The sequence below is a fragment of the Pseudonocardia zijingensis genome (genome assembly GCF_042657305.1).
Taxonomy (GTDB): Bacteria; Actinomycetota; Actinomycetes; order Mycobacteriales; family Pseudonocardiaceae; genus Pseudonocardia; species Pseudonocardia zijingensis.
This window is the reverse complement of the sequence record NZ_JBHSKO010000004.1, coordinates 211,815-237,146: the sequence shown is the minus strand read 5'-3', so window position 1 is coordinate 237,146 and position 25,332 is coordinate 211,815. Positions and strand designations below refer to the sequence as shown.

23 protein-coding genes are annotated in these 25,332 nt (G+C 73.5%); 14 read left to right on the top strand and 9 right to left on the bottom strand.

The window, feature by feature from the left end; translation table 11 throughout:
- Positions 1 to 116: 116 nt before the first annotated feature.
- On the bottom strand, positions 117 to 3,134 hold the full coding sequence (locus ACFPL3_RS11035; protein ID WP_343944692.1) for a glycoside hydrolase family 38 N-terminal domain-containing protein: 3,018 nt from the start codon (positions 3,132 to 3,134) through the stop codon (positions 117 to 119).
- Between the two features lie 25 nt (positions 3,135 to 3,159).
- Here ACFPL3_RS11035 and ACFPL3_RS11030 point away from each other — a divergent pair, with 25 nt between their 5' ends.
- Positions 3,160 to 4,329, top strand: a complete 1,170-nt coding sequence (locus tag ACFPL3_RS11030; protein WP_379588863.1) for a PhoH family protein — start codon at positions 3,160 to 3,162, stop codon at positions 4,327 to 4,329.
- A 71-nt stretch (positions 4,330 to 4,400) separates the two neighbouring features.
- Here ACFPL3_RS11030 and ACFPL3_RS11025 read toward each other — a convergent pair whose 3' ends face one another.
- Positions 4,401 to 5,225 (bottom strand): IclR family transcriptional regulator, encoded by an 825-nt coding sequence (locus ACFPL3_RS11025; RefSeq protein ID WP_343944694.1) that lies wholly within the window; start codon positions 5,223 to 5,225, stop codon positions 4,401 to 4,403.
- A 100-nt stretch (positions 5,226 to 5,325) separates the two neighbouring features.
- Here ACFPL3_RS11025 and ACFPL3_RS11020 point away from each other — a divergent pair, with 100 nt between their 5' ends.
- From ACFPL3_RS11020 to ACFPL3_RS10990, 7 genes are read left to right on the top strand one after another with little or no spacing between them, the layout of a single operon-like run.
- Positions 5,326 to 6,540, top strand: a complete 1,215-nt coding sequence (locus ACFPL3_RS11020) for a CaiB/BaiF CoA transferase family protein (RefSeq protein ID WP_343944695.1) — start codon at positions 5,326 to 5,328, stop codon at positions 6,538 to 6,540.
- Between the two features lie 3 nt (positions 6,541 to 6,543).
- Entirely contained in the window at positions 6,544 to 7,332 is a 789-nt protein-coding gene (locus ACFPL3_RS11015) for an enoyl-CoA hydratase-related protein (RefSeq protein WP_343944696.1), read from the top strand.
- Complete coding sequence (locus ACFPL3_RS11010) at positions 7,329 to 7,769, top strand: PaaI family thioesterase (RefSeq protein ID WP_343944697.1); 441 nt, start codon at positions 7,329 to 7,331, stop codon at positions 7,767 to 7,769. The genes ACFPL3_RS11015 and ACFPL3_RS11010 overlap by 4 nt, the downstream gene beginning before the upstream one ends.
- 44 nt (positions 7,770 to 7,813) lie before the next feature.
- Complete coding sequence (locus ACFPL3_RS11005; RefSeq protein WP_343944698.1) at positions 7,814 to 8,797, top strand: Bug family tripartite tricarboxylate transporter substrate binding protein; 984 nt, start codon at positions 7,814 to 7,816, stop codon at positions 8,795 to 8,797.
- A complete protein-coding gene (locus tag ACFPL3_RS11000) occupies positions 8,794 to 9,282 on the top strand; it encodes a tripartite tricarboxylate transporter TctB family protein (protein ID WP_343944699.1) in 489 nt (162 codons plus the stop codon). The genes ACFPL3_RS11005 and ACFPL3_RS11000 overlap by 4 nt, the downstream gene beginning before the upstream one ends.
- An 18-nt stretch (positions 9,283 to 9,300) precedes the next feature.
- Positions 9,301 to 10,812, top strand: a complete 1,512-nt coding sequence (locus ACFPL3_RS10995; protein ID WP_343944700.1) for a tripartite tricarboxylate transporter permease — start codon at positions 9,301 to 9,303, stop codon at positions 10,810 to 10,812.
- A gap of 30 nt (positions 10,813 to 10,842) precedes the next feature.
- Positions 10,843 to 11,679 carry a fumarylacetoacetate hydrolase family protein gene (locus ACFPL3_RS10990; protein ID WP_343944701.1) on the top strand — a complete coding sequence of 279 codons (837 nt, stop codon included), beginning with the start codon at positions 10,843 to 10,845 and terminating at the stop codon, positions 11,677 to 11,679.
- A 90-nt stretch (positions 11,680 to 11,769) separates the two neighbouring features.
- Here ACFPL3_RS10990 and ACFPL3_RS10985 read toward each other — a convergent pair whose 3' ends face one another.
- Positions 11,770 to 13,002 (bottom strand): D-arabinono-1,4-lactone oxidase, encoded by a 1,233-nt coding sequence (locus ACFPL3_RS10985; RefSeq protein WP_343944702.1) that lies wholly within the window; start codon positions 13,000 to 13,002, stop codon positions 11,770 to 11,772.
- A gap of 73 nt (positions 13,003 to 13,075) precedes the next feature.
- On the opposite strand from ACFPL3_RS10985, the gene ybeY reads away from it, so the two are divergent.
- From ybeY to era, 4 genes are read left to right on the top strand one after another with little or no spacing between them, the layout of a single operon-like run.
- Complete coding sequence (ybeY, locus tag ACFPL3_RS10980) at positions 13,076 to 13,612, top strand: rRNA maturation RNase YbeY (RefSeq protein ID WP_343944751.1); 537 nt, start codon at positions 13,076 to 13,078, stop codon at positions 13,610 to 13,612.
- A 9-nt stretch (positions 13,613 to 13,621) separates the two neighbouring features.
- Positions 13,622 to 14,980, top strand: coding sequence for a hemolysin family protein (locus ACFPL3_RS10975; protein ID WP_343944703.1), 1,359 nt, complete (start codon positions 13,622 to 13,624; stop codon positions 14,978 to 14,980).
- Between the two features lie 15 nt (positions 14,981 to 14,995).
- Positions 14,996 to 16,222 (top strand): L-2-hydroxyglutarate oxidase, encoded by a 1,227-nt coding sequence (lhgO, locus tag ACFPL3_RS10970; RefSeq protein WP_343944704.1) that lies wholly within the window; start codon positions 14,996 to 14,998, stop codon positions 16,220 to 16,222.
- Positions 16,222 to 17,136 (top strand): GTPase Era, encoded by a 915-nt coding sequence (gene era, locus ACFPL3_RS10965; RefSeq protein ID WP_343944705.1) that lies wholly within the window; start codon positions 16,222 to 16,224, stop codon positions 17,134 to 17,136. Before lhgO ends, era begins: the two co-directional genes overlap by 1 nt.
- 107 nt (positions 17,137 to 17,243) lie before the next feature.
- Here era and ACFPL3_RS10960 read toward each other — a convergent pair whose 3' ends face one another.
- Positions 17,244 to 18,431 carry a cytochrome P450 family protein gene (locus ACFPL3_RS10960; protein WP_343944706.1) on the bottom strand — a complete coding sequence of 396 codons (1,188 nt, stop codon included), beginning with the start codon at positions 18,429 to 18,431 and terminating at the stop codon, positions 17,244 to 17,246.
- A 96-nt stretch (positions 18,432 to 18,527) separates the two neighbouring features.
- On the opposite strand from ACFPL3_RS10960, the gene ACFPL3_RS10955 reads away from it, so the two are divergent.
- Complete coding sequence (locus ACFPL3_RS10955; RefSeq protein ID WP_343944707.1) at positions 18,528 to 19,604, top strand: TetR/AcrR family transcriptional regulator; 1,077 nt, start codon at positions 18,528 to 18,530, stop codon at positions 19,602 to 19,604.
- Between the two features lie 201 nt (positions 19,605 to 19,805).
- Here the strand turns inward: ACFPL3_RS10955 and ACFPL3_RS10950 are convergent, their stop codons facing one another.
- A complete protein-coding gene (locus ACFPL3_RS10950) occupies positions 19,806 to 20,606 on the bottom strand; it encodes a HugZ family pyridoxamine 5'-phosphate oxidase (protein ID WP_343944708.1) in 801 nt (266 codons plus the stop codon).
- A gap of 82 nt (positions 20,607 to 20,688) precedes the next feature.
- On the opposite strand from ACFPL3_RS10950, the gene recO reads away from it, so the two are divergent.
- Positions 20,689 to 21,429, top strand: a complete 741-nt coding sequence (recO, locus tag ACFPL3_RS10945; RefSeq protein ID WP_343944709.1) for a DNA repair protein RecO — start codon at positions 20,689 to 20,691, stop codon at positions 21,427 to 21,429.
- On the opposite strand, the gene ACFPL3_RS10940 is transcribed toward recO, so the two are convergent.
- The 4 genes from ACFPL3_RS10940 to ACFPL3_RS10925 all read right to left on the bottom strand — a co-directional run bounded on the left by ACFPL3_RS10940 (position 21,419) and on the right by ACFPL3_RS10925 (position 25,326).
- Positions 21,419 to 22,660, bottom strand: coding sequence for an FAD-dependent oxidoreductase (locus tag ACFPL3_RS10940; RefSeq protein WP_343944710.1), 1,242 nt, complete (start codon positions 22,658 to 22,660; stop codon positions 21,419 to 21,421). The genes recO and ACFPL3_RS10940 overlap by 11 nt on opposite strands.
- 74 nt (positions 22,661 to 22,734) lie before the next feature.
- Positions 22,735 to 23,379, bottom strand: coding sequence for a response regulator transcription factor (locus tag ACFPL3_RS10935; RefSeq protein ID WP_343944711.1), 645 nt, complete (start codon positions 23,377 to 23,379; stop codon positions 22,735 to 22,737).
- Complete coding sequence (locus ACFPL3_RS10930) at positions 23,370 to 24,497, bottom strand: sensor histidine kinase (protein WP_343944712.1); 1,128 nt, start codon at positions 24,495 to 24,497, stop codon at positions 23,370 to 23,372. The genes ACFPL3_RS10935 and ACFPL3_RS10930 overlap by 10 nt, the downstream gene beginning before the upstream one ends.
- 4 nt (positions 24,498 to 24,501) lie before the next feature.
- The gene (locus tag ACFPL3_RS10925) at positions 24,502 to 25,326 is read right to left on the bottom strand and encodes a VTT domain-containing protein (protein ID WP_379588862.1); all 825 of its coding nucleotides are present in this window, start codon (positions 25,324 to 25,326) and stop codon (positions 24,502 to 24,504) included.
- Between the last annotated feature and the right edge of the window lie 6 nt (positions 25,327 to 25,332).

Below are 25,332 nucleotides of genomic sequence, written 5' to 3'. Positions count from 1 at the left end.
GCCATGCTGGCCTCTCGTCCTCGCTGACGGGTGTGCGGCGGAAAGCCCTTGCTCGATCTTTGGAGAGCGGACGCTATGGCCCCGATCACAGGGGTGTCAATGACCGATGTTGGCGCTCACATCCGTCGGTACCGAAGCGTGACGATCCGGAACGGCCGCAGGTCGAGCCGGGTGCCGTCGGCCGCCAGCGAGATCGGCTCCGGCAGCGGCCGTTCCAGCAGGTCGGTCTCCACCACGCCCGCGTGGTCGAAGCCGGCCGTCACCCGGGCGCTCGCCCGCCCGCCGTGCGCCTCGTAGAGCCGCACCACGACGTCGCCGCTGCCGTCCTCGGCCAGCTTCACGGCCTCCACGACGACCGCGGGGGAGTCGACGGTGACCAGCGGGGCGATCGGCGCGCTGCCGCGCACCGTGCGCAGCGGCAGGTTCACCCGGTAGCCCTCCGCCACCGCGTCGGCGATCGTCGCGCCGGCCCGCAGCGAGACCCGCAGCCGGTGTTCGCCCTGGTCGGCGGTGGGGTCCGGGAAGAGCGGCGCCCGCAGCAGCGACAGCCGCACCACCGTGGTGGTGCCGCCGTCCTCGCGGGTGGAGCGGGTGACGTCGTGGCCGTAGGTCGAGTCGTTGGCCACGGCCACCCCGTAGCCGGGCTCGCCGACGTGCACCCAGCGGTGGGCGACGGTCTCGAACCGCGCGGCGTCCCACGATGTGTTCGTGTGGATGGGGCGGTGCAGGTGCCCGAACTGGATCTCCGACGTGGACCGCTCCGCGTGCACGTCCACCGGGAAGGCGAGCTTGAGCAGCTTCTGCCGCTCGTGCCAGTCGACGTGGGTGTCGACGTCGATCGCGGCGGAGCCCGCGTCGAGCGACACGACCTGCGTGATCGTCGACGCGCCGGTCTTGCGCACGATCCGGACCGCGGCCCGCTCCGGTCCCCGGTCGACGACCGCCAGCTCGGCGACGTCGGTGAGGTCGCGGCCGTGGCGGCGGTAGTGCTCGTCGATGTCCCAGGCGTCCCACTGCGTGGGGGTGTCGCGGTGCAGCTGCAGCAGGTTCGCCGCCGCGCCGGACGGCACGAGCTCGCGGTCGGCGGCGAGGTCGTACACCGAGGTGAGCAGGCCGCGGCCGTCGACCACGGCGCGGACGACGCCGTTGTCCAGCACGGTGCCGCCGGGGCCGTCCTCGACGCGCACCGCCGCGGCCGGCTGAGCGAGGGGGCCGCCGCCCAGCGCGGGAACGCCGTCGACGGGATAGGGGCCCGCGTTGACGGCCAGTGCGCCCTCGCCGTCGCCCGCGAGCGCGGCCAGCGAGGTGGCGATGACGCCCTCGAGTTCCTCGGCGACGCGGGCGTAGTTGCGTTCGGCCTCCTGGTGCACCCAGGCGATCGAGGTGCCGGGCAGGATGTCGTGGAACTGCTGCAGCAGCACGGTGTGCCAGCACCGTTCCAGCACGTCGGCGGGGTAGGGGAGCCCGGAGCGCACGGCCGCGGTGGCCGCCCACAGCTCGGCCTCGCGCAGCAGGTGCTCGCTGCGCCGGTTGCCGCGCTTGGTGCGAGCCTGCGACGTGTAGGTGCCGCGGTGGAACTCCAGGTACAGCTCGCCCGACCACACGGGCGGGCGCGGGTACTCCGACTCGGCGGTGGAGAAGAACTCGGCGGGCGAGGTCATCCGCACGGCCGGGGAACCCTCCAGCGACTTCGTGCGGGCTGCCGCGGCGAGCATCTCGCGGGTGGGCCCGCCGCCGCCGTCACCCCAGCCGAACGGCACGAGCGAGGTGTTGGCACGCCCCTTCTCGGCGTACTGGCGCTGCGCCCGGTGCAGCTCGCGCTGCGACAGCTCGGAGTTGTAGGTGTCAACCGGCGGGAAGTGCGTGAACACCTGCGTGCCGTCGATGCCCTGCCAACGGAACGTGTGGTGGGGCATCACGTTGGTCTCGTTCCAGGAGATCTTCTGGGTGAGGAACCAGCGCGACCCCGCCGCCTTGATGATCTGCGGCAGCGCGGCGGAGTAGCCGAACGAGTCGGGCAGCCACACCTCCTGCGGTTCCACGCCGAGCTGCTCGATGAAGAACCGCTTGCCCGCCACGAACTGGCGGGCGAGCGCCTCGCCGCCGGGCATGTTGGTGTCGGACTCGACCCACATCCCGCCCACCGGCACGAACCGGCCCTCGGCCGCGCGCTGCTTGACGCGCTCGAAGAGCCCGGGCTGGTGTTCGGCCAGCCAGGCGTACTGCTGGGCCGACGACGCGGCGAACACGAACTCGTCGTCGGTCTCCATCAGGTCCAGCACGTTCGCGAAGGTGCGCGCGACCTTGCGGACGGTCTCGCGCACCGGCCACAGCCAGGCCGAGTCGATGTGCGCGTGCCCCACGGCGTGCACCCGGTGCGCGCTCGGCCACGCCGGGCTCGCCAGCACATCGGCCAGCTCGGCCCGCCCCAGCGCCGCGGTGCCCGCCACGTCGTCGGGGTCGACGGCGTCGACGGCCCGCTCCAGCGCGCGCAGCACCTCGGCGCGCCGCGGCAGGTCCGCGGGCAGCTCCTCGACCAGGCCGGCCAGCGTCCAGAAGTCCTGCGCCAGCTCCCAGACCGGCACGTCCAGCAGCGCGATGTCGGCGGCGACGAGCCGGTAGAGCGGGTCGTCACCCGCCGTGGCGAGGTCGCCCATCCGCGTGGGGGCGTAGGTCCACTCGCTCGCGACGCCGGGGTTGGACGCCGCCTCGACGTACAGGTCCACGGCCGATCCCGGCCCGCCCGGGAGCGGCACGTGCGCGTTGCGCGGCTCGACGGCGGCCACCACCGCGCCGTCGGGGGTGTAGGCGAGCCCCTCGGACTGGAAGCCGGGCTGCACGCCGGCGAAGCCGAGGTCCACGGCGAGCTCGGGGCGCGTGCCGGGGTCGGTCCACCCGTCCGGCACGGTGCCGGTGACGTGGAACCACACCGTGCCCCACGGCCGGCCCCACGGCGAGCCCACCGCGAACGGGGTGAACTCCTGGCGCACCGCCTCGGCGAACGGAACGGGTTCGCCCGGTGCCGTCCACGCGGTCACCTCGAGCGGCACGCGTTCGCGGTACATGGCTGTGACGAGCCGTTCGCGGACGAAGCGGGCGATCCGCCCCCGGACCAGCTTCGAGTCGTCGTGCATGCGTTAAATCCAATCGGTGGACTAAATGCGCTGTCAAGGGCGGCCGGCGCGCCGAAACAACGGGCGTTCCGACAGGGGCAGGCGCTACCATCGAGGACGTCCCACGAGCAGAGACAGGAAGCAGGCGGCACACCCCTTGACCCATCCGGATCCCGTCCAGTCCCGCATGGCCGTTCCGGACGCTGCTCTGCTCGCGCTGCTGGGCTCGCGCGACGAGAGCCTGCGCGTCGCCGAGGACATGCTCGAGGCCGACGTCCACGTGCGCGGCAACGAGCTCACCCTCACCGGCACCCCGGCTGACGTGGCCTTCGCCGAACGCGTCTTCACCGAGCTGATCATGCTGGCCGAGCGTGGCCAGCAGGTCTCACCCGACGCCGTGCGCCGCACCGTCGAGATGCTCGGCGACGGCGAGGCCGACGAGCGCGCCCGCATCGGGGAGTCCCCCGCCGAGGTGCTCTCGCTCGACATCCTGTCGCGGCGCGGCAAGACCATCCGGCCCAAGACGCTCAACCAGAAGCGCTACGTCGACTCGATCGACGCCCACACCATCGTGTTCGGCATCGGGCCCGCCGGTACCGGTAAGACATACCTGGCGATGGCCAAGGCCGTGCAGGCGCTGCAGGCCAAGATGGTCAACCGCATCATCCTCACCCGGCCGGCCGTCGAGGCGGGGGAGCGGCTGGGCTACCTGCCGGGCACGCTCTACGAGAAGATCGACCCGTACCTGCGGCCGCTGTACGACGCGCTGCACGACATGATCGACCCGGAGTCGATCCCGAAGCTGATCGCCGCGGGCACCATCGAGGTGGCGCCGCTGGCGTACATGCGCGGGCGCACGCTCAACGACGCCTTCATCATCCTCGACGAGGCGCAGAACACCACGCCCGAGCAGATGAAGATGTTCCTCACGCGGCTCGGCTTCGGCTCGAAGATCGTGGTCACCGGCGACATCACGCAGGTCGACCTGCCGGGCGGCACCCGCTCCGGGCTCACGGTCGTGCGTGACATCCTCGGCGACGTCGACGACGTGCACTTCGCCCAGCTGGCCAGCACCGACGTGGTGCGCCACCGCCTGGTGGCCGACATCGTCGACGCCTACGCCCGGTGGGACGCGGCGAGCGAGCGGCCCAACCTCCGCGCCGCCGCGCCGCGCAACGGTCCGCCCCAGGACCAACGCCGCCGCAACCGCCGCTGAGCAGCTGCTGACCTGTACGAACGGCACCTTCGTCCGATAGAGCGGTACGGGGGTGCCGTTCGTACGGCGCGTCAGCCGCCCGCGGCCTCTACCGTGCGGGTCACCGCCTCCGCGGTGGCGCCCAGGGCCTCCGACACCTCCCAGGCCACGGCCTTCACGCGCTCGCCCAGCTCCGCCGCGCGGCGCTCGTCCATGCGCACCTCGGGCACCGACGTGCCGAGGGCGCCGACCACGGCCCCGGTGTGGTCGAACAGCGGCGCGGCGACGGCCCAGATGCCGGGGTGGCGTTCGGCGTGCGACTCGGCCCACCGGCGGGTGCGGATCGTGGCGAGTTGGGCGCGCAGCTCGTCCGGGTCGGTGACGGTGCGGGGGGTGGCGGCCGGGATCGGGCGGGAGAGCCAACGTTCCTGCCGGTCGGGCGGCAGCATCGCGAGCATCGCCTTGCCCGGCGCGCCGTGCGGCAGGGCGAGCGGCACGCCGATGTCGGTGTAGGTGCGGCGCAGCTCCTGGTGGCTCTCCACCTGGTCGACGACCGCGCGCTCGTCGGTGGGCAGCAGCTCGTGCACCGCGACGGTCTCGTCGATCTCGTCCCGCAACGCGCGCAGGAACGGCAGCGCCGCGTCGCGCAGCGTCGTGGGCACGGCCCCGCTGCGCGCGAGCTGCACGAGCAGCGGCCCGAGGCCGTAGCGCCGGCCGGGGGTCTGGCGCACGAGGCTGTTGCCCTGCATCGCCGCGAGCAGCCGGTGCGTGGTGCTCGTCGACAGGCCCGTCATGCGCGCGATCTCGCTGATCCCGAGCTCGGGCCGGCGCGCGTCGAAGCAGCGCAGGATCGCGACGGCCCGGTCGATCGACTGCACGCCCGCCCGTGCCGGCGCGTCCGCCGCGTCCTCGCTCACCGCGCCTCCAGCCGTACGCGCGCCCTTGACCTGGGCGGAGACGGATCGTAGTCTTTCCACGAAACGGGATGATATCCCGTGATACGGGAAAGGCGGTGTTGTGCTCCCGCTCGACGGATTCCGCGTCCTCGACCTGACCCGATTCCTGTCCGGCCCCTACTGCACGATGGTGCTGGCCGAGCTCGGCGCCGACGTGATCAAGGTCGAGCAGCCCGTCACCGGCGACGACTCGCGGCGGCTCGCGCCGAAGGTGGAGGGGGAGAGCTACCCCTTCGCGATGCCCAACCGCAGCAAGCGCAGCATCTCGCTGGACCTCAAGACCGACCGCGGGCGCGAGCTGTTCCTGCACCTCGCCGCCGACGCCGACCTGGTGATCGAGAACTTCCGGCCGGGCGTGGTGCGCCGCCTCGGCATCGACTATGCGGCCGTGCAGGCGGTGCGGCCCGACGTCATCTACTGCTCGATCAGCGGGTTCGGGCAGACCGGCCCGTACCGCGACCGGCCGGGCTTCGACATCATGGCGCAGGGCGCCATCGGCCTGATGCGGATGACCGGCGAGCCCGGCGGGCGCCCGGCCAAGGTCGGCATCGCGATCAACGACATCGCCGCGGGCGCCACCGCGATCTACTCCGTGCTCGCGGCGCAGATCCAGCGGGCCCGCACCGGCGAGGGGCAGTACCTGGACATCTCGCTGGTCGACGCCGGCCTGGCGTGGACGGTGTGGGAGTCGGGCGCGTGGTTCGGCGGCGGGGAGGAGCCCGCGGCCACCGGCACCCGCCACCGCCGGTCCACGCCGTACCAGGCCTACCGCACCGCCGACGGCTACGTCACGATCGGCGCCAACAACGACCGGCTCTGGAAACGCCTGGTCACCGGCGTGCTCGACCGGCCGGAGTGGCTCACCGACCCGCGGTTCACCACCCTGACCGACCGGATGGCCCACATCGACGAGCTCGAGGCCGAGATCGAGCGGCTCACCACCACCCGCACCACCGAGGAGTGGATCAAGCGCCTCGACCGGGCCGGGGTGCCCGGCGGGCCCGTGCTCACCTACGCCGAAGCGCTCGACGACCCGCACGTCATCGAGCGCGGGATGATCGTCGAGCAGGAGCACCCGATCATGGGCCCGATGCGCACGATCGCTCCGCCCACCAAGTTCTCCTCCCTCGACTTCCGGGTGCGCGGCCCCGCGCCCTGGCTCGGCCAGCACACCGCGCAGGTGCTGCGCGACAGTGGCGTCGGCGACGACGAGGTGGCCGAGCTGTTCGCGACCGGAGTCGCCTACGACGCCCACCCCGAAAGGCAGGCGAGCTGAACGTTGCCCGACCAGATCCTGATCGAGCGCGACGGCCCCGCGGGCGTCGCCACCGTCGTGCTCAACCGGCCGCAGAGCCACAACGCGATCACCATCGACATGTACCGGGAGCTGCCCGGGCTCCTCGCCGGGCTCGACGCCGAGCCCGACGTCCTGGTCGTGGTGGTGCGCGGGGCGGGGGAGAAGGCGTTCGCCTCCGGTGCCGACATCGCCGAGTTCGAACGCGAGCGCGGCGACGCCGAGCGCGCCCGCCGCTACAACGAGCACGTGGCCGCGGCCGAGCGGGCCCTCGACGGCATGGTCAAACCGACCATCGCGATGATCCACGGCTACTGCATCGGCGGCGGGGCCGGACTGGCGCTGGCCTGCGACATGCGCTTCGCCGACGACCGCGCCCGCTTCGCGATCACCCCGTCGAAGCTCGGCCTCGTCTACAGCCTCGAGTCCACCCGCCGGCTCGTCGACCTCGCCGGGCCGTCCCGGGCCACCTGGATCCTCGTCTCCGGGCAGCAGATCCCGGCCGAGCGGGCCGTGGCGCTCGGCCTCTTCGACGATGTCGTGCCCAGCGCCGACCTCGCCGCAGCCACGTACGGGTTCGCGGAGGTCGTCACCACCCGCGCGCAGTACAGCGTGCGGAAGGGCAAGGAGATGGTGCGCCGGGTGATGGCAGGCCAGCTCACCGACGACGAGGAGACCCTCGCGATCCGCAACGGGTCGTTCGACACCGGCGACTACGCCGAGGGCGTGCGCGCGTTCCTGGAGAAGCGCCCGCCCCGGTTCACCTGGCGATGAGCGGCGACGTCGCGGCCCACGCCGCACGGGCCGCCGCCGAGGCCCGCCCCGAGTTCGGCGCGTTCTTCCTCGCCCGCTTCCTGGACCTCGACATCTCCTACGACGACGAGGCCCGCACCTGCACGGTGGTGCTCCCGTACGCCGGGCACCTGTGCAACCCCCAGGGCTCCGTGCACGGTGGCGTGCTCGCCACCGTGATGGACGTGTCCATGGGGCACCTGTGCCACCGCTTCCTGTCCACCGCGGTGACCGTCGAGATGAACCTGCGCTTCTTCCGCCCGCTCACCGGCCACGGGCGCTGCACCGCGGAGCTGCTCAACGCCGGCCGCAAGCTCGTGCACCTGCAGTCCCGCCTCACCGACGACGCGGGCCGGCTCGTGGCGTTCGCCGCCGGCTCGTGGCACCGACTCGACGCGAAGGATCCGACGCCCCGGTAGGTAGACCCCGCGCTCCGGCACCGTCGCCGGGAAGGGAGACCGTCATGGCCACCACGTTCCTCAGAAGGGCGGGCGCTGCGCTCGCCGCGGCCGCCGTGACGGTGGTGGCCGGCTGCTCCGGGACGACGGACGAGTCGCCCGAGGAGTACCCGTCGCAGGACATGGACTGGACGATCGCCTTCGGGCCGGGCGGCGGCAACGACATCATGGCCCGCACGATCGTGGACATCCTGCAGCGGCACGAGCTCTACCCGCACGACATCGTGGTGGAGAACCGGGAGGGCGGCAGCGGGGCCACCGGGTGGGGGCACGTCTACAGCGACGCGGGCAGCGGCTACTCCATCTCCACCACGTCGGGCTCGTTCATCACCACCCCGCTGCAGGCCGACACCGGGTGGCAGCCCCAGGACTTCACGCCGGTCGGGCTCTTCGCCACCGACGACGCGCTGTTCCTGGTGCCCGGCACGGGCCAGGTCACCGACTGGGCGAGCTGGGTGGAGCACGCACGGGCGAAGGGCACGGTGGTCGTCGGCGGCATCGGCACGGTCAACGTCGACTTCATCGTGCAGTCGATGCTCGCCGACCAGGCCGGGTACGCGATCGAGTACGTGCCCTTCAACGACGAGGGCCAGATGCAGACGGCCATGCTGTCCGGCAGCCTCGAGGCGATCATCTCCAACCCGGGCACGGTGCTGGGCCAGGTGCAGGCGGGCCAGCTGCGGGCGCTGCTCACCACGGCAGCGCAGCCGCTGCCGGAGATCCCGGACGTGCCCACCGACGAGTCGCTCGGCTTCACCGGTCTGCCCTCGATGCCCCGCGGGCTCATCCTCCCGCCGGGCGCCCCCGCGCACGCGCAGCAGTGGTGGATCGCGACCATGCAGAAGGTCGTCGAGACGCCGGAGTGGAAGGCCTACGTGGCGGACAACCACCTGTCCGAGGACCTGCGCTGGGGCGCGGACTTCACCGCGTTCCTCGACACGACGCAAGCGGACTTCCGGCGGATCCTCACCGAGCAGGGCGCGCTGTGACGGCCGTGCAGCAGCGCGACGTGGCACGAGGGGTGCACGTCGGCGCGCAGGAGGTCTTCCTGGGGATCCTGCTCGTGGTGTTCGCGGTCTACCTCCAGCTCGCCCTCGGCATGGAATGGCGCACCGCCGCGGGGCGCATCGGGCCCGGCTTCTTCCCCCGCATCGTCGGCGGGGCCGGGGTCGTGCTCACGCTCGCGGCGCTGGTGCGCAGCGTGCGGCGCGGCGCACCGGAGGCCGAGGCCGACGACCGGCACCCGCGCACCCTGGCGGTCGTCGTCGCGGCCTGCGCGGGGCTGGTCGCGGCGTTCACCGTGCTCGGGGCCGTGGTGGCGGGGGCGCTGTTCCTGCTGGGCTGCCTGTGGTTGCTCGACCGCGCGCACCCGGTGCGCAACGCGGTGGTCGGCCTCGGGGTGCCGCTCGGGCTGTACCTGCTGTTCGACACCGTGCTGAACGCGGGCCTGCCGGCCGGCGTCCTGCCGTTCTGACGGGCCGGGGGCGACACCGTGGACGTCTTCGCCGATCTCGGCCAGGGGATCCTGGCCCTGCTCAGCGTGCAGAACGTGCTCCTGCTGGCCGCCGGCGTGCTGCTCGGGATGGTCGTCGGCGTGATCCCGGGGCTCGGGCCGTCCGCCGGGCTCGCGATCCTGCTGCCGCTCACGTTCGGCCTCGAGCCGACCGGCGCGATCATCATGCTGGCCGCCGTCTACTACGGCGCGATGTACGGCGGCACGATCACGTCCGTCCTGATCAACACGCCAGGGGAGTCGGCCACCGTCGCCAGCACGTTCGACGGCTACCCGCTCGCGCGGCAGGGCCGGGCGGGGCCCGCGCTGGTGGTCGCCGCCATCGCCTCGTTCGTCGCCGGCACGGTGGGTGCCGTGCTGATCAGCGTCGCCGCCCCGGTCACGGCGGCGGTGGCGAGCAGCTTCGGGCCACCGGAACTGTTCCTGGTCGTGATCGCCGGGCTGCTCACGCTCATCGTGGTGATCGGCCGCAACCGGCTGCTCGGGGCGCTGTCGGCGCTGATCGGCTTCGCGCTCGCCACCGTCGGCGTCGACATCGGCGGTGGCGCCCAGCGCTACACGTTCGGCTCCACCGAGCTGATCAACGGGATCGACTTCATCCCGGTGGCGATCGGGCTGTTCGGCATCGGCGAGATCCTGCACACCCTCTGGTGCGGCGGGCACCTCGAGCGGCTCGGCTACTTCACCGTGGGCGGGCGCGGCCGCGCGTTCTGGCCCAGCCGGCAGGACCTGCGGGAGTCGCGCGGCCCGATCCTGCGCGGGTCGTTGCTCGGGTTCGCCGTGGGTACGGCACCCGGCGCGGGGGCCACCGTGGCGTCGCTGATGTCGTACAACGTGGAGAAGTCCGTCTCGCGCACCCCGGAGCGGTTCGGCAAGGGCGCGATGGCCGGGCTCGCGGGCCCGGAGGCGGCGAACAACGCCGCATCGGCCGGGGCGATGGTGCCGCTGCTGACGCTGGGCATCCCGGGATCGGCGGCCACCGCGGTGCTGGTGGGCGGCTTCCTGATGTGGGGGCTGCAGCCCGGGCCGCTGCTCATGGAGCAGAACCCGGAGTTCGCCTGGGGCCTCATCGCCAGCATGTATCTGGGCAACGTGATGCTGCTGCTGGTCAACGTCTTCTGCATCCCGGCCTTCGCGAGCGTCGCCCGCGTGCCGTTCCGGGTGCTGGCGCCGGTGATCATCCTGCTGTGCGTCACCGGGACGTACTCGGTGAACGGCAGCCTCGTGGAGGTCGCCGTCATGCTGGGCTGCGGCGTGCTCGGGTTCTTCATGCGCCGGTACGGGATGTCGCCCGCGGCGCTGGTGATCGCGCTGGTGCTCGGCCCGCTCGCGGAGGAGACCCTGCGTCAGACGATGATCATCTCGGGTGGCGACTTCACGATCTTCCTGCAGCGCCCCACGAGCCTGGTGCTGCTCGTCGCGATGGCGGCGCTCGTCCTGCTGCCCGTGGTGCTGCCCCGCATCCGGCGGACCGCCCGGGCCGGTTTGTAGGCTGCTCGAACCCCCCACGAGAGGATCAGCATGCGTCTGGCGAGTGTGCGCGTCGACGGGGCCGAGATCCCCGCTGTCGTCGAACCGGCACGGGGCGTCGCCCGCGTGCCTGAACTGCTCCCCGGGTTCACCGGCGACATCCGCACCCTCCTCGTCGAGGACCGGCTCGCCGAGCTGGGGAAGGCCGTCGAGTCGGCGGCCGACGGGCTGTTCGTCCCCGAGCCCTCGGTGACCTTCGGCGCCCCCTACCGCCACCCGCGGATGATCTGGGGCATCGGGCTCAACTACGTCGACCACGCCGCCGACCTCTCCGAGCAGGTACCCGAGGAACCGGCGTCGTTCATCAAGGGCGACCACACCGTCATCGGCCCCGGCGAGGAGATCCCGATCCCGCCGCAGAGCAACCGCACCACCGCCGAGGCCGAGCTCGGGCTCGTGATCGGGCGCACCTGCCGCAACGTGAGCGAGGCCGACGCCCTCGACTACGTCGCCGGCGTCACCACCGTGCTCGACCAGACCGCCGAGGACATCCTCGAACGCAACCCGCGCTTCCTCACCCGGTCGAAGAACTTCCCGGGCTTCTTCTCCTTCGGCCCCCAGATCGTGCCGCTGTCCGAGGTGGGGGACCTGGCGTCGGTGGAGGTCAGCACCGTGCTCGACGGCGCCGTGCACCGCAGCAACACCGTCGCCCGCATGCGCTACTCGCCGCAGTTCCTCGTGAGCTTCCACAGCGCGGTGATGCCGCTGTACCCCGGCGACATCATCTCCACCGGCACCCCGGGTGCGGTCCACATCCGCCCCGGCACGGTGGCGGAGTGCCGCATCCCGGGAGTGGGTGTGCTGACGAACCCGGTGGTGCAGGGCTAGAGGCCCCGCCGGCGAGTTCAGGAAAGCCACATTCAGGGCCGGAGAGGCCTTGAATGTGGCTTTCCTGAACCTCGGAGCCGGGCGCGGCACTCAGCGGGGCAGGTACGTCTCCAGCATCGCGTTGCGGAACTTGCCCTCCGGGTCGTGCTTCAGCGTCAAGGCCGCGAAGTCGGCGAGGTGCGGCCAGAGCGACGCGACGGTGGCGGGCGCCGTGCCGAACACCTTGCCCCAGTGCGGCCGGGCATCGAACTCGGCGAGCGCCGTCTCCAGGGCCGCCACGGCGGGCAGCGCCGCCTCGGTGTCGGGCACCCAGGTGAAGTGCAGCACCGCGGTGTCGCGGCCCTGGGCCGGGGAGAGCCACAGCTCGTCGGCCGCGACCGTGCGGATCTCCGACACCTGCAGCACCGGCGTGATCTTGTCGCGGACGGCGTCGACCGCGCGGAGGGCGTCGCCGAGCGCGGCGCGCGGCACGAAGTACTCGGACTGCAGCTCGTCGCCGCTGCTCGGGGTGAACGCGAGGCGGAAGTGCGGCAGCCGCTCGTGCCACGGGCCGGGCTCGCCGAGCTGCGGCGTGCAGTGCTGCGGGTCGATGCCCGGCACCATGTGCACCTGCGCGGGGGCCCGCGTCGCGCCGAGCCAGCGGACGGGCGGTTCCGGGTCGGTGTCGAGCTGCTTGAGCCAGACCTGCTCGAACCCGGCGCCCGCCCAATGGGTGAACAGGCTGACGCTGTAGCCGCCCGCGAGCGCCTCCTCGGCGTCCTCGAGCGCCAGCCCCTCGTAGATCCACTGCCGGATCCCGAACGTGGGGCGCAGGTCCAGCGTGAGCGTGGTGACGATCCCGAGCGCGCCCAGCGCCACCACCGAGCCGGGGAACTCCGGATCGCCGCGCCGGACGGTGCGCAGCTCGCCGTCGGCGCCCACGAGCTCGACGGCGGACACCGCGGTGGCGAGCGCTCCGTTGTGCTGCCCGGACCCGTGGGTACCGGTGGCGCAGGCACCCGCCGCGACGATGTGGGGGAGCGAGCCGAGGTTGGGGAGGGCGAAGCCGGCCTCGTGGAGCCGGCCGGTGAACTCGCCGTAGCGCAAGCCCGCCGAGACGCGTGCGGTGGAGGACGCGGCATCGATCTCGATCACGGGTGGGAGCCCGGCCAGGGTGACGTGCTCGCCCTCGGTGTCGGCGATCCGGCTGAACGAGTGCCCCGACCCGAGCGCCCGCACCTTGTCACTCGCGGCGACCAGCTCCTGCAGCTGAGTGACCGAGCCGGGGCGGTGGACCTCCCGTGAGGAGAACACGACGTTGCCTGCCCAGTTCGCGGTCACCATGGGAGGCAACCTACCCATCCGCCGCGACGGTCTAGGCTGGTCGTCCGGTACGCGAGTGGAGCAGGGGAAACAGGTGTCGATCGAGGTCTGCAACGAGTCGGGCGTGCCCGTCGACGAGTCGCTCGTGGCCTCCGTGGCGCGTTTCGCGCTCGACGCCATGCACGTCAACCCCGCGGCCGAGCTGTCCGTCCTCGTCGTCACCGAGGAAGTCATGAGCGAGCTGCACGAGCGGTGGATGGACGAGCCCGGCCCCACCGACGTGCTGTCGTTCCCGATGGACGAGCTGGTGGAGGAGTCCCGGCGCCCGGACGCCCCCGACACCGGCCCGGCGCTGCTCGGCGACATCGTGCTGTGCCCGGACTTCGCCAAGGCACAGGCCCGCAAGGCGGGCCACTCCCTCGCCGACGAGCTGCACCTGCTCACCGTGCACGGCGTGCTGCACCTGCTCGGCTACGACCACGCCGAGCCGGAGCAGGAGCGGGAGATGTTCGGCCTGCAGGCCAAGCTGCTCACCGACTGGCAGGCCGCGCAGCAGCGGGCAGCCGCCCAGGCCGCGCGGCAGCGCAGCGACTCCGCGGTGCTGGGCACCGCGGGTCTCGAGGACGACTGACCCCCGATCATGGACGACCCCCTCCCGCTGATCGTGATCGCGGTCCTGCTGGTCCCGCTCGCCGGGCTGTTCGCCGCCGCCGACGCGGCCCTCAACACGGTGTCGCGCGCCCGTGTCGACGCGCTCGTGCGGGAGGGTCGTCCCGGGGCGCGCGCGCTCGCCGCCGTCGCCGCCGACCGCCCCCGCCACGTCAACCTCCTCCTGCTGCTCCGGCTGGCCGCCGAGACCGCCGCCACGGTGCTGCTCGCGATCGCCCTGATCCAGGTGTTCGACCGTGACTGGGCGGGCGGGCTCACCGCGGCCGCGATCATGGTGGTGGTCAGCTACGTGCTCATCGGCGTCGGGCCGCGCACGCTCGGCCGCCAGCACCCCTACCGGATCGGCATGCTCGTCGCGGCGCCGGTGCGCGCGCTCGCCACGCTGCTCGGCCCGCTGACGAAGCTGCTGATCCTCGTCGGCAACGCGATCACCCCGGGGCAGGGGTTCCGCCAGGGCCCGTTCTCCTCCGAGGTCGAGCTGCGCGAGCTCGTCGACATGGCCAGCACCAGCGGCGTCGTCGACGAGGACGAGCGCCAGATGATCCACTCGGTGTTCGAGCTGGGCGACACGCTCGTCCGCGAGGTGATGGTGCCCCGCCCGGACGTGGTGTGGGCCGAGCGCGGCACCCCGGTCGACAAGGTGCTGCGCCTCGCGCTGAAGAGCGGCTACTCGCGCATCCCCGTGCTCGGGGAGAACATCGACGACATCATCGGGGTCGCCTACCTGAAGGACCTCGTGCGGGCACAGGCCGAGTCGCCCGACGCCCCGCTCACCGACGTCATGCGGCCCGCCGCGCTCGTGCCCGACACCAAGCGGGTGGACGAGCTGCTCAAGGAGATGCAGGCCGCGCGCAACCACATGGCGATCGTGGTGGACGAGTACGGTGGCACGGCCGGGGTGGTCACCATCGAGGACATCCTCGAGGAGATCGTCGGGGAGATCACCGACGAGTACGACACCGAGGAGGTGCCCGACGTCCAGGAGCTGGACGACGGGAAGCGCCTGCGCGTGTCCGCGCGCCTCCCGGTGGAGGACCTCCTCGAGCTCTTCGGCGGCGCCGACGGCTCGGAGGGCCAGGAGCACGACCTGGGCGAGGTGCTGGAAGCCGCCGACGTCGACACGGTGGGCGGGCTGCTCGCCCAGCAGCTGGGCCGGGTGCCGCTGCCCGGTGCCGAGGCCGAGGTGGCGGGCCTGCGGCTCCTGGCCGAAGGCGGCAAGGACGCACGCGGGCGCATCCGGATCAACACGGTGCTGGTGGAGCCCGTCGAACAACCGGCGCCGGACGAACACGGCGCCCAACGCGAGGAGAGCGATGTCCGACCAGGCTGACCCGGAGGCCCGTTCATGAGCCCGAGCACCCCCTCGTTCGACGTCGTCGTGGTCGGCGGCGGCATCGTCGGTCTCGCCACCGCGCACGCCGTGGCGCGCACCGGGCGGTCCGTCGCCGTGGTCGAGCGCGAGCAGCAGCTGGCCCGCCACCAGACCGGCAACAACTCGAACGTGATCCACTCGGGCCTCTACTACGCGCCCGGCGGGTACAAGGCGCGCCTCGCGGTGGCGGGCTGCGCCGAGACCGTGGCCTTCTGCCGCGAGCACGACCTGCCGCACGAGGTCACCGGCAAGCTCGTGGTGGCCACCGAGCCGGAGGAGCTGCCGCGGATGGCGGAGCTCAAGCGGCGCGGCGACGCCAACGGCGTGGAGAACCACGAGCTGGACCAGGCCGGCATGCGCGAGCACGAGCCGCACGTCCGGGGCATCGCGGCGCTGTACGTCCCCTCCACCGGCATCACGGACTACAAGGCGATCGCGGAGAAGATCGGTGAGCTCGTCGGCAAGGAGGGTGGCGAGATCCACCTCGGCCGGGCCGTACACCAGATCGTGCGCCGGGCGGACGACGTCGTCGTGCGCACGGACTCGGGTGACCTGCTCGGCAAGCAGGTCGTCGTGTGCGCGGGGCTGCGCTGCGACGATGTCGCGAAGGCGGCGGGCGCCGACCCGGGCGTGCGGATCATCCCGTTCCGCGGCGAGTACTCCGGCTTCAGCGACCGGGCGGCGGAGCTCGTCAAGGGCCTGATCTACCCCGTGCCCGACCCGGCGTTCCCGTTCCTGGGCGTGCACGCCACGCGCGGGATCGACGGGCACGTGCACGCGGGCCCGAACGCGGTGCTAGCCCTGGCCCGCGAGGGGTACTCGTGGGGCGTGGTGAAGCCCAAGGAGTTCCTGCAGACCATCACCTACCCGGGCATGCTCAAGGTCGCGCAGCGGCACTGGAAGTACGGCTTCGGCGAGATGCACCGGTCGCTGTCGCGCAAGGCGATGGTCAAGCAGATCCAGCGGATGCTGCCCGACGTGCGTGCGGAGGACCTGCACCGCGCCGGAGCGGGCGTGCGTGCGCAGGCGGTCAAGGCCGACGGCACGCTCGTCGACGACTTCCTGTTCGTCGAGCAGGGCAGCGGTGCGGGCTCCGTGCTGCACGTCCTGAACGCCCCGTCGCCCGCGGCCACCGCGGCGCTGCCGATCGGCCGCGAGATCCTCGAGAAGCTCACCGGCGAGAAGCTCGCGCCGCTGTGATGACCTTCGCCCAGGTCCCCGAGGGTTTCCGCTCCGGGTTCGCCTGCTTCGTCGGACGGCCGAACGCCGGCAAGTCCACGCTGACCAACGCGCTGATCGGGCAGAAGATCGCGATCACGTCCAGCAGGCCCCAGACCACCCGGCACGCGATCCGCGGCATCCTGCACCGCGAGGACGCCCAGCTCGTGGTCGTGGACACCCCCGGCCTGCACAAGCCGCGCACGCTGCTCGGCAGCCGGCTCAACGACGTCGTGCGCGAGACGTGGGCCGAGGTCGACGTGATCGGGTTCTGCGTGCCCGCCGACCAGCCGGTGGGCCGCGGCGACGAGTTCATCGTCAACGAGCTGCGCTCGGTGGCCGGCCGCACCCCGGTGCTGGGTGTCGTCACGAAGACCGACCTCGCCCAGCCCGACCAGATCGCCGAGCGGCTCACGCAGCTGTCGGGGCTCATGGAGTTCGCCGAAGTCGTGCCCTGCTCGGCCGTCGACGGGTTCCAGGTGGGTCTTCTCGCCGACCTGCTCGTCGCCCGCCTCCCCGAGGGCCCGCCGCTGTACCCGGACGGCGAGCTCACCGACGAGCCGGAGGAGACGCTCGTCGCGGAGCTGATCCGCGAGGCCGCCCTCGAAGGGGTGCGCGACGAGCTGCCGCACTCGATCGCCGTGGTGATCGAGGAGATGGTGCCGCGGGAGGGCCGCGACGACCTGCTGGACGTGCACGCCAACATCTACGTCGAGCGGTCCAGCCAGAAGGGCATCGTGATCGGCAAGGGCGGCGCGCGGCTGCGGCAGGTCGGCGCCGACGCCCGGCGGCAGATCGAGGCGCTGCTGGGCACGAGGATCTACCTCGACCTCCACGTGAAGATCGCGAAGGACTGGCAGCGGGACCCGAGGCAGCTGCGGAAACTGGGCTTCTGACCCGGCTCCCGGCCTCCCGGCTCCCGGCCTCCCGAGTGCCGGCATGGTGGCTTTACTCGCGTAATCGGCCGGCAAAGCCACCATGCCGGCGTACCGGGGCGGGGGGCTCAGAGCGTCACCGGGAGAGCCCTTAGGCGCCAGGTGCCTCCGTCGGATCCCGGCCGGACCTCGCCGGCGAGCGCGAGGCGAGGAGCCCGGCGCAGGAGCGCGGTGAGCGCCACCTCCGTCTGCACCCGCGCGAAGGCGGCGCCCAGGCAGAAGTGCGGCCCGTGGGCGAAGCCGAGGTGGGGCGCGGGTGCCGTGCGCGTGACGTCGAGCGTGCCGGCGTCGGGGAACGCGCGTGGGTCACGGTTGGCGGCCGCGATCATCACGACCACCGGCTCGCCCACGCCGATCCGCACGCCGGCCAGCTCGACCTCCTGCGTGGTGAACCGGGGCAACGCCAGGAGCTGCGGGCCGCACCAGCGCATCAGCTCCTCGACAGCCTGCGGGGCGAGCCCCGGGTCGGCGCGGAGCGCGGTGAGCTGCGCGGGGTGGGCCAGCAGCGCGTCGACGGCGTTGGCGAGGAGGTTCGTCGGCGTCTGCCCGCCCAGCACGAGCTGCCAGACGAGCGAGACCAGCTCGACGTCGCTCAGCCGGGCGCCGTCCTCGGCCTGGACGCGGACGAGGTCGGAGACGATGTCGTCGCGCGGGTGGGCGCGGCGGGCGGCGACCGCGGCCCGGGCGCCCTCGACGACGCCCGGGAGGGCGTCGGTGAACGCGGCTCCCGCGCCGGCGGCCACCGCGGCCCCGTAATCCTGCCAGCGCGGGCGGTCGGAGTCGGGGATGCCGACGAGCTCGCAGATCACGGCCATCGGCAGCGGCCGGGCGACGTGGGTGAGCAGGTCGGCCGGGCCGCGGGCGGCGTGGGCGCAGAGGTCGTCGAGGAGCTCGTCGACGATCGCCTCGATCCGGGGCCGGAACTCGGCGGCGCGCCGCGGCGTGAACGCCGGTGCGACCAGCCGGCGGAGCCGGGTGTGGTCGGGGCCCTCCATCTCCTGCATGGACCGCAGGTAGGGGGCCAGATCGTCGGACACGGGCGGCTTGAAGGCGAACGTGCCCGGGCCGAGGGCGAACCGGGCCGGGTCCGAGAGCACCGCGCGGCACTCGGCGTGGCGCGTGACGCCCCACATCGGCGCCATGCCCGGCACGACCAGGCGGGCCAGCGCCGATCGTTCCCGTGCCTGCCCGTGCGCGGTGAACGGGTCGCGCAGCACCGCGGGATCGGTGAGGTCGATCTCGGGCAGGTCGGCCACGGAGTCCTCCTCCTAGATGTTTCAATCAGATGTTCTCATCATCTGGATGGTGAACGTAGCATCGCGGCGCGGAGATCGACAACGGGCGGGAGGGGCATGGGCCGGCTCACCAGGGCACAGGCGCAGGAGCGCACCCGCGAACGCGTGCTCGCGTCCGCCCGCACCGAGTTCCTCCAGCGCGGGTTCCGCGACGCCAAGATCGACGTGATCGCCGAGCGTGCCGAGCTCACCCGCGGCGCGGTCTACTCCAACTTCCCGGGCAAGCGGGCCCTCTACCTCGCCGTGCTCGCCGAGGAGGCGGAACGGGCGGCGATCCCGGAGGTCGTCGCCGGCACCACACCGCGCACCGCCCTCGGCGCGTTCGCCCGGGCATGGGTCGGGCGGCTGCCCCTCACCACCGACGGCCCCGACGGCGCGGTCCCGCTCGGTGCCGACCTGCTGCCCGAGGTGCTGGCCGACGAACGAACCCGCACCCCGTTCGCCCAGCTCATGGCGCTCGACGCGATCCTGCTCGGGCTCGCGCTGGAACGGATGCACGAGCCGGCGGGGGAGGGTAGGCGGGTGCGGGCGGCCGAGGTCGCCCTCACCACGCTGCACGGGGCCGCCCAGCTCGCCGCCGCGGCGCCCGGGTTCGCCGACCCGTTCGACGTCGTGCGCGCCTGCGAGGGCTTCGCCGACCTGGAACTCGGGAGCGGGCGCGGGGACGAGTGGGCGCCGCCCCACCTGCCCTACGTGCCCCGCGCGCGGCCGGTCGGCCGGCCGTGGGAACCGCCCGCCGCCGTCGACGCCGTCCGCGATGCGCCCGCCCGGCTCGATGCGGACGGGGTGGTCGCGGTGCTCGGCCTGCACCGGCTCGTGGCCGTCGAGGAGGCGGTGCGAGCGGCACCCGTGGGCTCGACGGTCACCGCGGTGCTCGTGTCGAGCGACCCCGGCGAGCTGACGCCGCTCGCGCGGCTCGTGGTGGCCGACGTCTGCCGCTGCATCCGGCTCGCCTTCCCCGAGCAGGCCTGGCCCCAGCTGCAGGTGGTGCACGACCCGGCGGGGGCCGTCGCCGCCGCGGCGGGGGAGCGGGTGGTCAGCGACGCCACCGAGGTCGCTGTGCGCGTGGCGGGCGGGCGGATCGTCGCGGAGGCCGACGGCAGGGGCGCCTGCCACGCGGCGGCGTCAGCCTGAGGCAGCCGGCTCCGCCCGGCTCCGTATGCCAGCAAGGTGGCTTTACTGGCGTAATGCGCCAGCAAAGCCACCATGCTGGCACCGGGGAGGCCGTGGGTAGCTCGCCCAGGGGCGCCTCTCTTATGCCGGCAAGGTGGCCTTACTGGCGTAATGCGCCAGCAAAGCCACCATGCTGGCGAAGCGGGGCGCCGGCGCGGGGCCTCAGGCAGCCCGGGCCTTGCGCACCAGCTCGATCATCGCCTGCCGGACGGTGTCGGGGGTGTCGGTGCGCTCGTCGAAGGGCAGGCGCACCGCGGTGGTCTCGCCCCCGGGCTCGTCGGCGGCGAGCACGGCGAAGCCGTAGCGGTCGACGGCCACCATCCGCGCCTCGACGGTGTCGGGGCGGCCGGCGAACCGGCGGCAGAACAGCACGAGGGAGTCGGCGTGGTCGTCGTTCATGTGGGCGAGGATCCGGTCGGCGTGCGGGCGCAGCGGGTCGGGTTCGGCCTCGGTGTAGCTCGCCGCGTCGACCCAGCTCATCCGGCCGAAGCCGCCGACGTAGCGGACCGACTGGACCTCGAGCCGGTAGAGCCGGAAGTCGGCGAAGCCGGAGTAGAACGCGCCCGGGTGGGCGGCCTTGTAGGTCTCCAGGGCGGCGTCGCGCTCCTCGCCCCGCAGCTCGCCGACGCGGCCGATCACGGTGACCCGGGCCAGCGCGAGCGGGTCGCCCGTGCCCACCTCGGTGGCCATCAGCGACGCGCGCGGGTCGGCGGCGAGGTTGCGGCTGTGCTCGGCGAGGTCGCTGAGCAGCAGCAGCGGGCGCCCCTCGTGGTCGACCGCGTGCGCGACGAGCGAGCCGAACGGGAACCCGCCGTCGCCGATCGTGGCGAGCGAGCCGGTGCGGACGGCGGTGATCAGCGTGCGGGAGCGTTCCGCGTCGCTGGGCTCGCCGCGCACCCCCGGTGTGGCGGCGAGGGTGCGCTCGGCCGCGGCGCGTTGGTGCTCGGGCACGACATGGGTCACCGGGTCTCCTCTGATCGGTTCATCGCCACCCCACTGGTGTGGGGAGGCGGTGTCAAGCCGGGCCCGGCCGTACGCTTGGCCGGTGACCCTGTGGCGAGACACCGGCCTCGTGCTGCGGGTGCAGAAGCTCGGCGAGGCGGACCGCATCGTCACGCTGCTCACCCGCCGCCGCGGCAAGGTGCGCACGGTGGCGAAGGGGGTGCGGCGCACCCGGTCGCGCTGGGGGGCCCGGCTGGAGCCGTTCAACCACGTCGACGTCCAGTGCTACACGGGGCGTTCGCTGGACGTCATCACCCAGGCCGAGACCGTCGACGCGTTCGGCGTCGGGATCGTCGGCGACTACACCCGCTACACGGCGGGCTGCGCGATGCTGGAGACCGCCGACCGGCTCGTGGCCGAGGAGGGCGAGCCCGCGCTGCGGGTGTACCTGCTGCTCGTGGGGGCGGTGCGGGCCCTCTCGGGGCAGGACCGCGACCCGTCGCTCGTGCTCGACGCGTTCCTGCTGCGCGCCATGACCCACGCCGGGTGGGCTCCCGCCATCTCCGAGTGCGCCCGCTGCGCCGAGCCCGGCCCGCACGCCGCGTTCAACATCGCGGCCGGGGGAGCGGTGTGCCCGCGGTGCCGGCCGCCGGGCTCCGTGCGGCCGTCGCCCGAGACGTTCGCGCTGCTCGACGCCCTGTTGCACGGCGACTGGGACACCGCGGACTCCGCCACCAGCGTCACCCGCCGGGACACCAGCGGGCTCGTGGCCGCCCACCTGCAGTGGCACCTGGAGCGGCAGCTGCGGTCGCTGCCGCTGGTGGAGCGGCGGGCTATGAGCTGACGGCGCCCGCGGCCCGGCGCGCGAACGCGGGCGCGTGCTCGGGGCGCAGCCCGACGCCGATCAGGTAGGCCGGCACGAACGACGCCGCGGGGATGGCCTTCAGCAGCGCGAGGATCGGCTTCGGCGGGCCCTGTCGCCTGCCCTCGATGACCGGCCTCAGGACGGCGCGGTGCATGACGCGCTGGAGGGTCTGCACCGCGACGGTGGGGGCGATCCTGCGCCTGCGCACGGCGGCCAGCTCCGCGGCGGTGACTCCGCCCCGCAGCAGCGGCTCGGCGAGCAGGGTCGCGGCGGCGACGGCGTCCTGCACGGCGAGGTTGATGCCGACCCCGCCGATCGGGGACATCGCGTGCGCGGCGTCGCCGATGCACAGCAGCCCGTCGACGTGCCAGCGGTCGAGCCGGTTGAGCCGGACGTCCAGGTGCTTGACGTCGTCCATCGACGTGAGCTCGCCGACCCGGTCGGCCAGCTGGGGCACGCATTCGGCGATCTCCCGGCGGAACCACTCGATGCCGCGCTCGCGCAGCTGGGCGTCGCTGCCCTTCGGGCCGAAGTACGCGATCTGGAGGAAGTCCTCCCGCGGGATCATGATCACGAACCGGCGCTCGCGCATGACCGGCTGCAGGGCCTCCGGGTCGCCTGCGCCGCGCGGTAGCCGGAACCACCACGTGTCGATCGGCACCGGCAGCTCCGTGGGCCGCAGCTCGGCCTGGGCGCGGGCGATCGACCAGCGGCCGTCGCAGGCCACGGTGAGGTCGGCCCGCAGCTCGTGGGCCGCGCCGTCCTCCGTGCGGTACCGCACGCCGCGCACCCGGCCGTCCTCCTGGATCAGCTCGGTGACCTCGGCGCGCATCCGCAGCGTGTGCGACGGCTCCTGCGCGCCCGCCTCGGCGAGCAGGTTGAGCAGGTCCCACTGCGGCACCATCGCGATGTGCGGGTGGGCCACGCGCAGCCGGCGCAGGTCGCCGATGACGACGCGGCTGCCGTCGGGGAACGGGAAGGCGATCTCGTGCAGCCTGCTCTGCGGGAGCTGGGCGAACCGCTCGCCGAGGCCCAGCTCGTCGAGCAGCTGGAGGGTGGACGGGTGGACGGTGTCCCCGCGGAAGTCGCGCAGGAAGTCGCCGTGCTTCTCCAGGACGGTGACGTCGACCCCGGCTCGCGCGAGCAGCAGGCCGAGGACCATGCCGGCCGGGCCGCCGCCGATCACCGCGCAGGTCGTGCGCTCGGTCATCGGACTTCCCCCTTTATTCATTGGATGTTGAATAAGGCCGACGGTACTCGGTCGGGGGACCGGCGTCCAGCCGCTCAGGATCCGAGGTAGCGCAGCACGGCGAGCACCCGCCTGCTGTAGCCCGCCGTCTCCGGGATGCCGAGCTTCCCGAAGATCGAGGCGACGTGCTTCTCCACCGCGCTCACCGACATCCGCAGCCGCTCGGCCGTGCCGGCGTTGGTGAGGCCCTCGGCCATGGCGTCGAGGACGTCGCGTTCGCGGGGGGTGAGGCGGGCGAGGGGGTCGGCGCGGCGGCCGGCCGCGAGCAGCTGCCGCACGACCTCCGGGTCGAACGCCGCCCCGCCCGCACCGACGCGCTCGAGGGCGTCGAGGAACTCCCCGACCTGCGCCACCCGGTCCTTGAGCAGGTAGCCGACGCGCCCACCGTCGTCTCCGATCAGCTGCGCGGTGTGTCGCCGCTCGACGTACTGCGACAGCACCAGCACCCCCACCTGCGGCCACCGGCGCCGGATCTCCAGCGCCGCCACCACGCCCTCGTCGCTGTGGGTCGGAGGCATCCGGACGTCCACGACGACGACGTCGGGTTGCCGCCGCTCCAGCGCGCCGAGCAGGGCGCGGGCGTCGCCCACCGCGTCGAGCACCTCGTGGCCCTCGTCGGCCAGCAGCCGGACGAGCCCTTCGCGCAGCAGGGCCGAGTCCTCGGCGATCGTCACGCGCACGGCAGCTCCGCGGTGACGACGGTCGGACCGCCGGCCGGGCTGGTCACGGCGAACACCCCGTCGGCGGCGGCCACCCTGCGCGCCAGGCCGGCGAGGCCACCGCCCGCCGGGTCGGCACCGCCACGGCCGTCGTCGCGGACCGCCACCCGCAGCCGGCCGTCCACCGTCGCCACCTCCACGTCCACGCGCTGCGCCCCCGAGTGCTTGGCCGCGTTCGTCACCGCCTCGCTGATGACGAACCAGGCCGCGGCGCGCACGGTAGCGGGCGGTTCGACCGGCAGGTCGCACCGGATCCGGACCGGCAGGGGCGCACGCTCGGCCACCGACTCCAGCGCGGTGGCGAGGCCGCCGGTGTCCAGCGCCGCCGGGTAGACGCGCCACGACACGTCGCGCAGCTCGGCGAGCGCGCGCCCGGCCTCGTCGTGCGCCTGCGCCACCAGTTCCGCGGCGCGGTCGGGGTGGCGGCGCGCCCGGCCCAGCAGCATGCCGAGCGCCACCAGCCGCTGTTGGACGCCGTCGTGCAGGTCGCGCTCGATCCGGCGCCGCTCGTCGTCGACGGCAGCGACCACCGCGTCGCGCGTGCGCGCGAGCTCCTCGACGCGCCGCGCGAGCCGCTCCTCGCGCGAGGGGGCCAGCAGCCGGGCGAGGAGGGCGCGTTCCCCGCGGGCCACGCCCGCGGCGCCCGCGAGGGCGAGGTAGAGCAGCACGGCGCCCGGGACGGCGTAGGCGACGATGACGCCGCCGCTGATCACGGTGCCGTCGCGCTCCATCGCCCAGGGGGTCTGCGTGAGCCACGAGTACCCGAGCGTCACCGCGGCGGCCAGACCGATGCCGAGCAGCGCCAGCACCGCGCCGCCCAGCAGGCCGACGGGGATCCGCGCCGCCAGGTACCGCAGGGCCCGCGGCGGGGCCGGGTCGATGCCGTGGTCCGCCCCGCCGAGGAGAGCCACGACCCGGCGGCGTTCCAGCGCCGCGAGCCGCTGCACCGTCGTGTCTGCCGCCAGCCGGAGCGCGGGCACGAGCAGGGCCACGGCCACCGGGAGCGCGAGCACCACGTGCGCCACGGCCGAGCAGGCGCCGAGGGCGACGCCCGCGCCCGTGCGCGCCCACGTCCGCACGGCGCTACCGCGGGGACCGGTGCGGCGGCGCCGCGTCGGGCCGGACCGCCGGGATCCGCTGCGTGGGCTGCGCGCCCCACTCCGTGGACGACGGCTGCGCCGACCACTGCCGGGCGGGCTCCGGCGGCCGGGCCCGCACCGCCGGGATCAGCACGGTGGGGGCGTCGGCCAGATCGGCCGGCTCGTCGGCCACGTCCGGCGCGTCGCGGCGGCGCCGGACGCGCAGCACCACGAACACCACCACTGCGACGGCGACCGCCACGAGCACGACCTTGGAGAGGATGCCCGCGTAGCTCTCGACGACGTGCCAGTTCTCGCCGAGCAGGTACCCGGACACGACGAAGATCGAGTTCCAGATGAGGCTCCCGGCCGCGGTGAGCGCGAGGAACAGCGGCACGCTCATGCGCTCGACGCCCGCGGGTACCGAGATCATGCTCCGGACCAGCGGCACCATCCGCCCGAAGAACACCGCCTTGGCGCCGTGGCGGGCGAACCACGCCTCCGCCTTGTCGATGTCGCCGACGTCCACCAGGGGCATCCTGTCGGCGATCGCGCGCAGCCGCTCGCGGCCGAGCGCGGCGCCGAGCCCGTACAGCGCGAGCGCGCCGACGACGGATCCGAGGGTGGTCCAGACGATCGCGGCGACGAGGCTCAGCTCGCCCCGGGACGCGGCGAACCCGGCGAGCGGGAGGAACACCTCGCTGGGCAGCGGCGGGAACACGTTCTCGAGCGCGATCGCGAGGCCGACCCCGGGTGCGCCGAGCGCCTCCATCAGGTCGACGACCCAGCCGACGATTCCGTCGATCTCGGGCCCTGGAGCGGCGGTCATGATTCA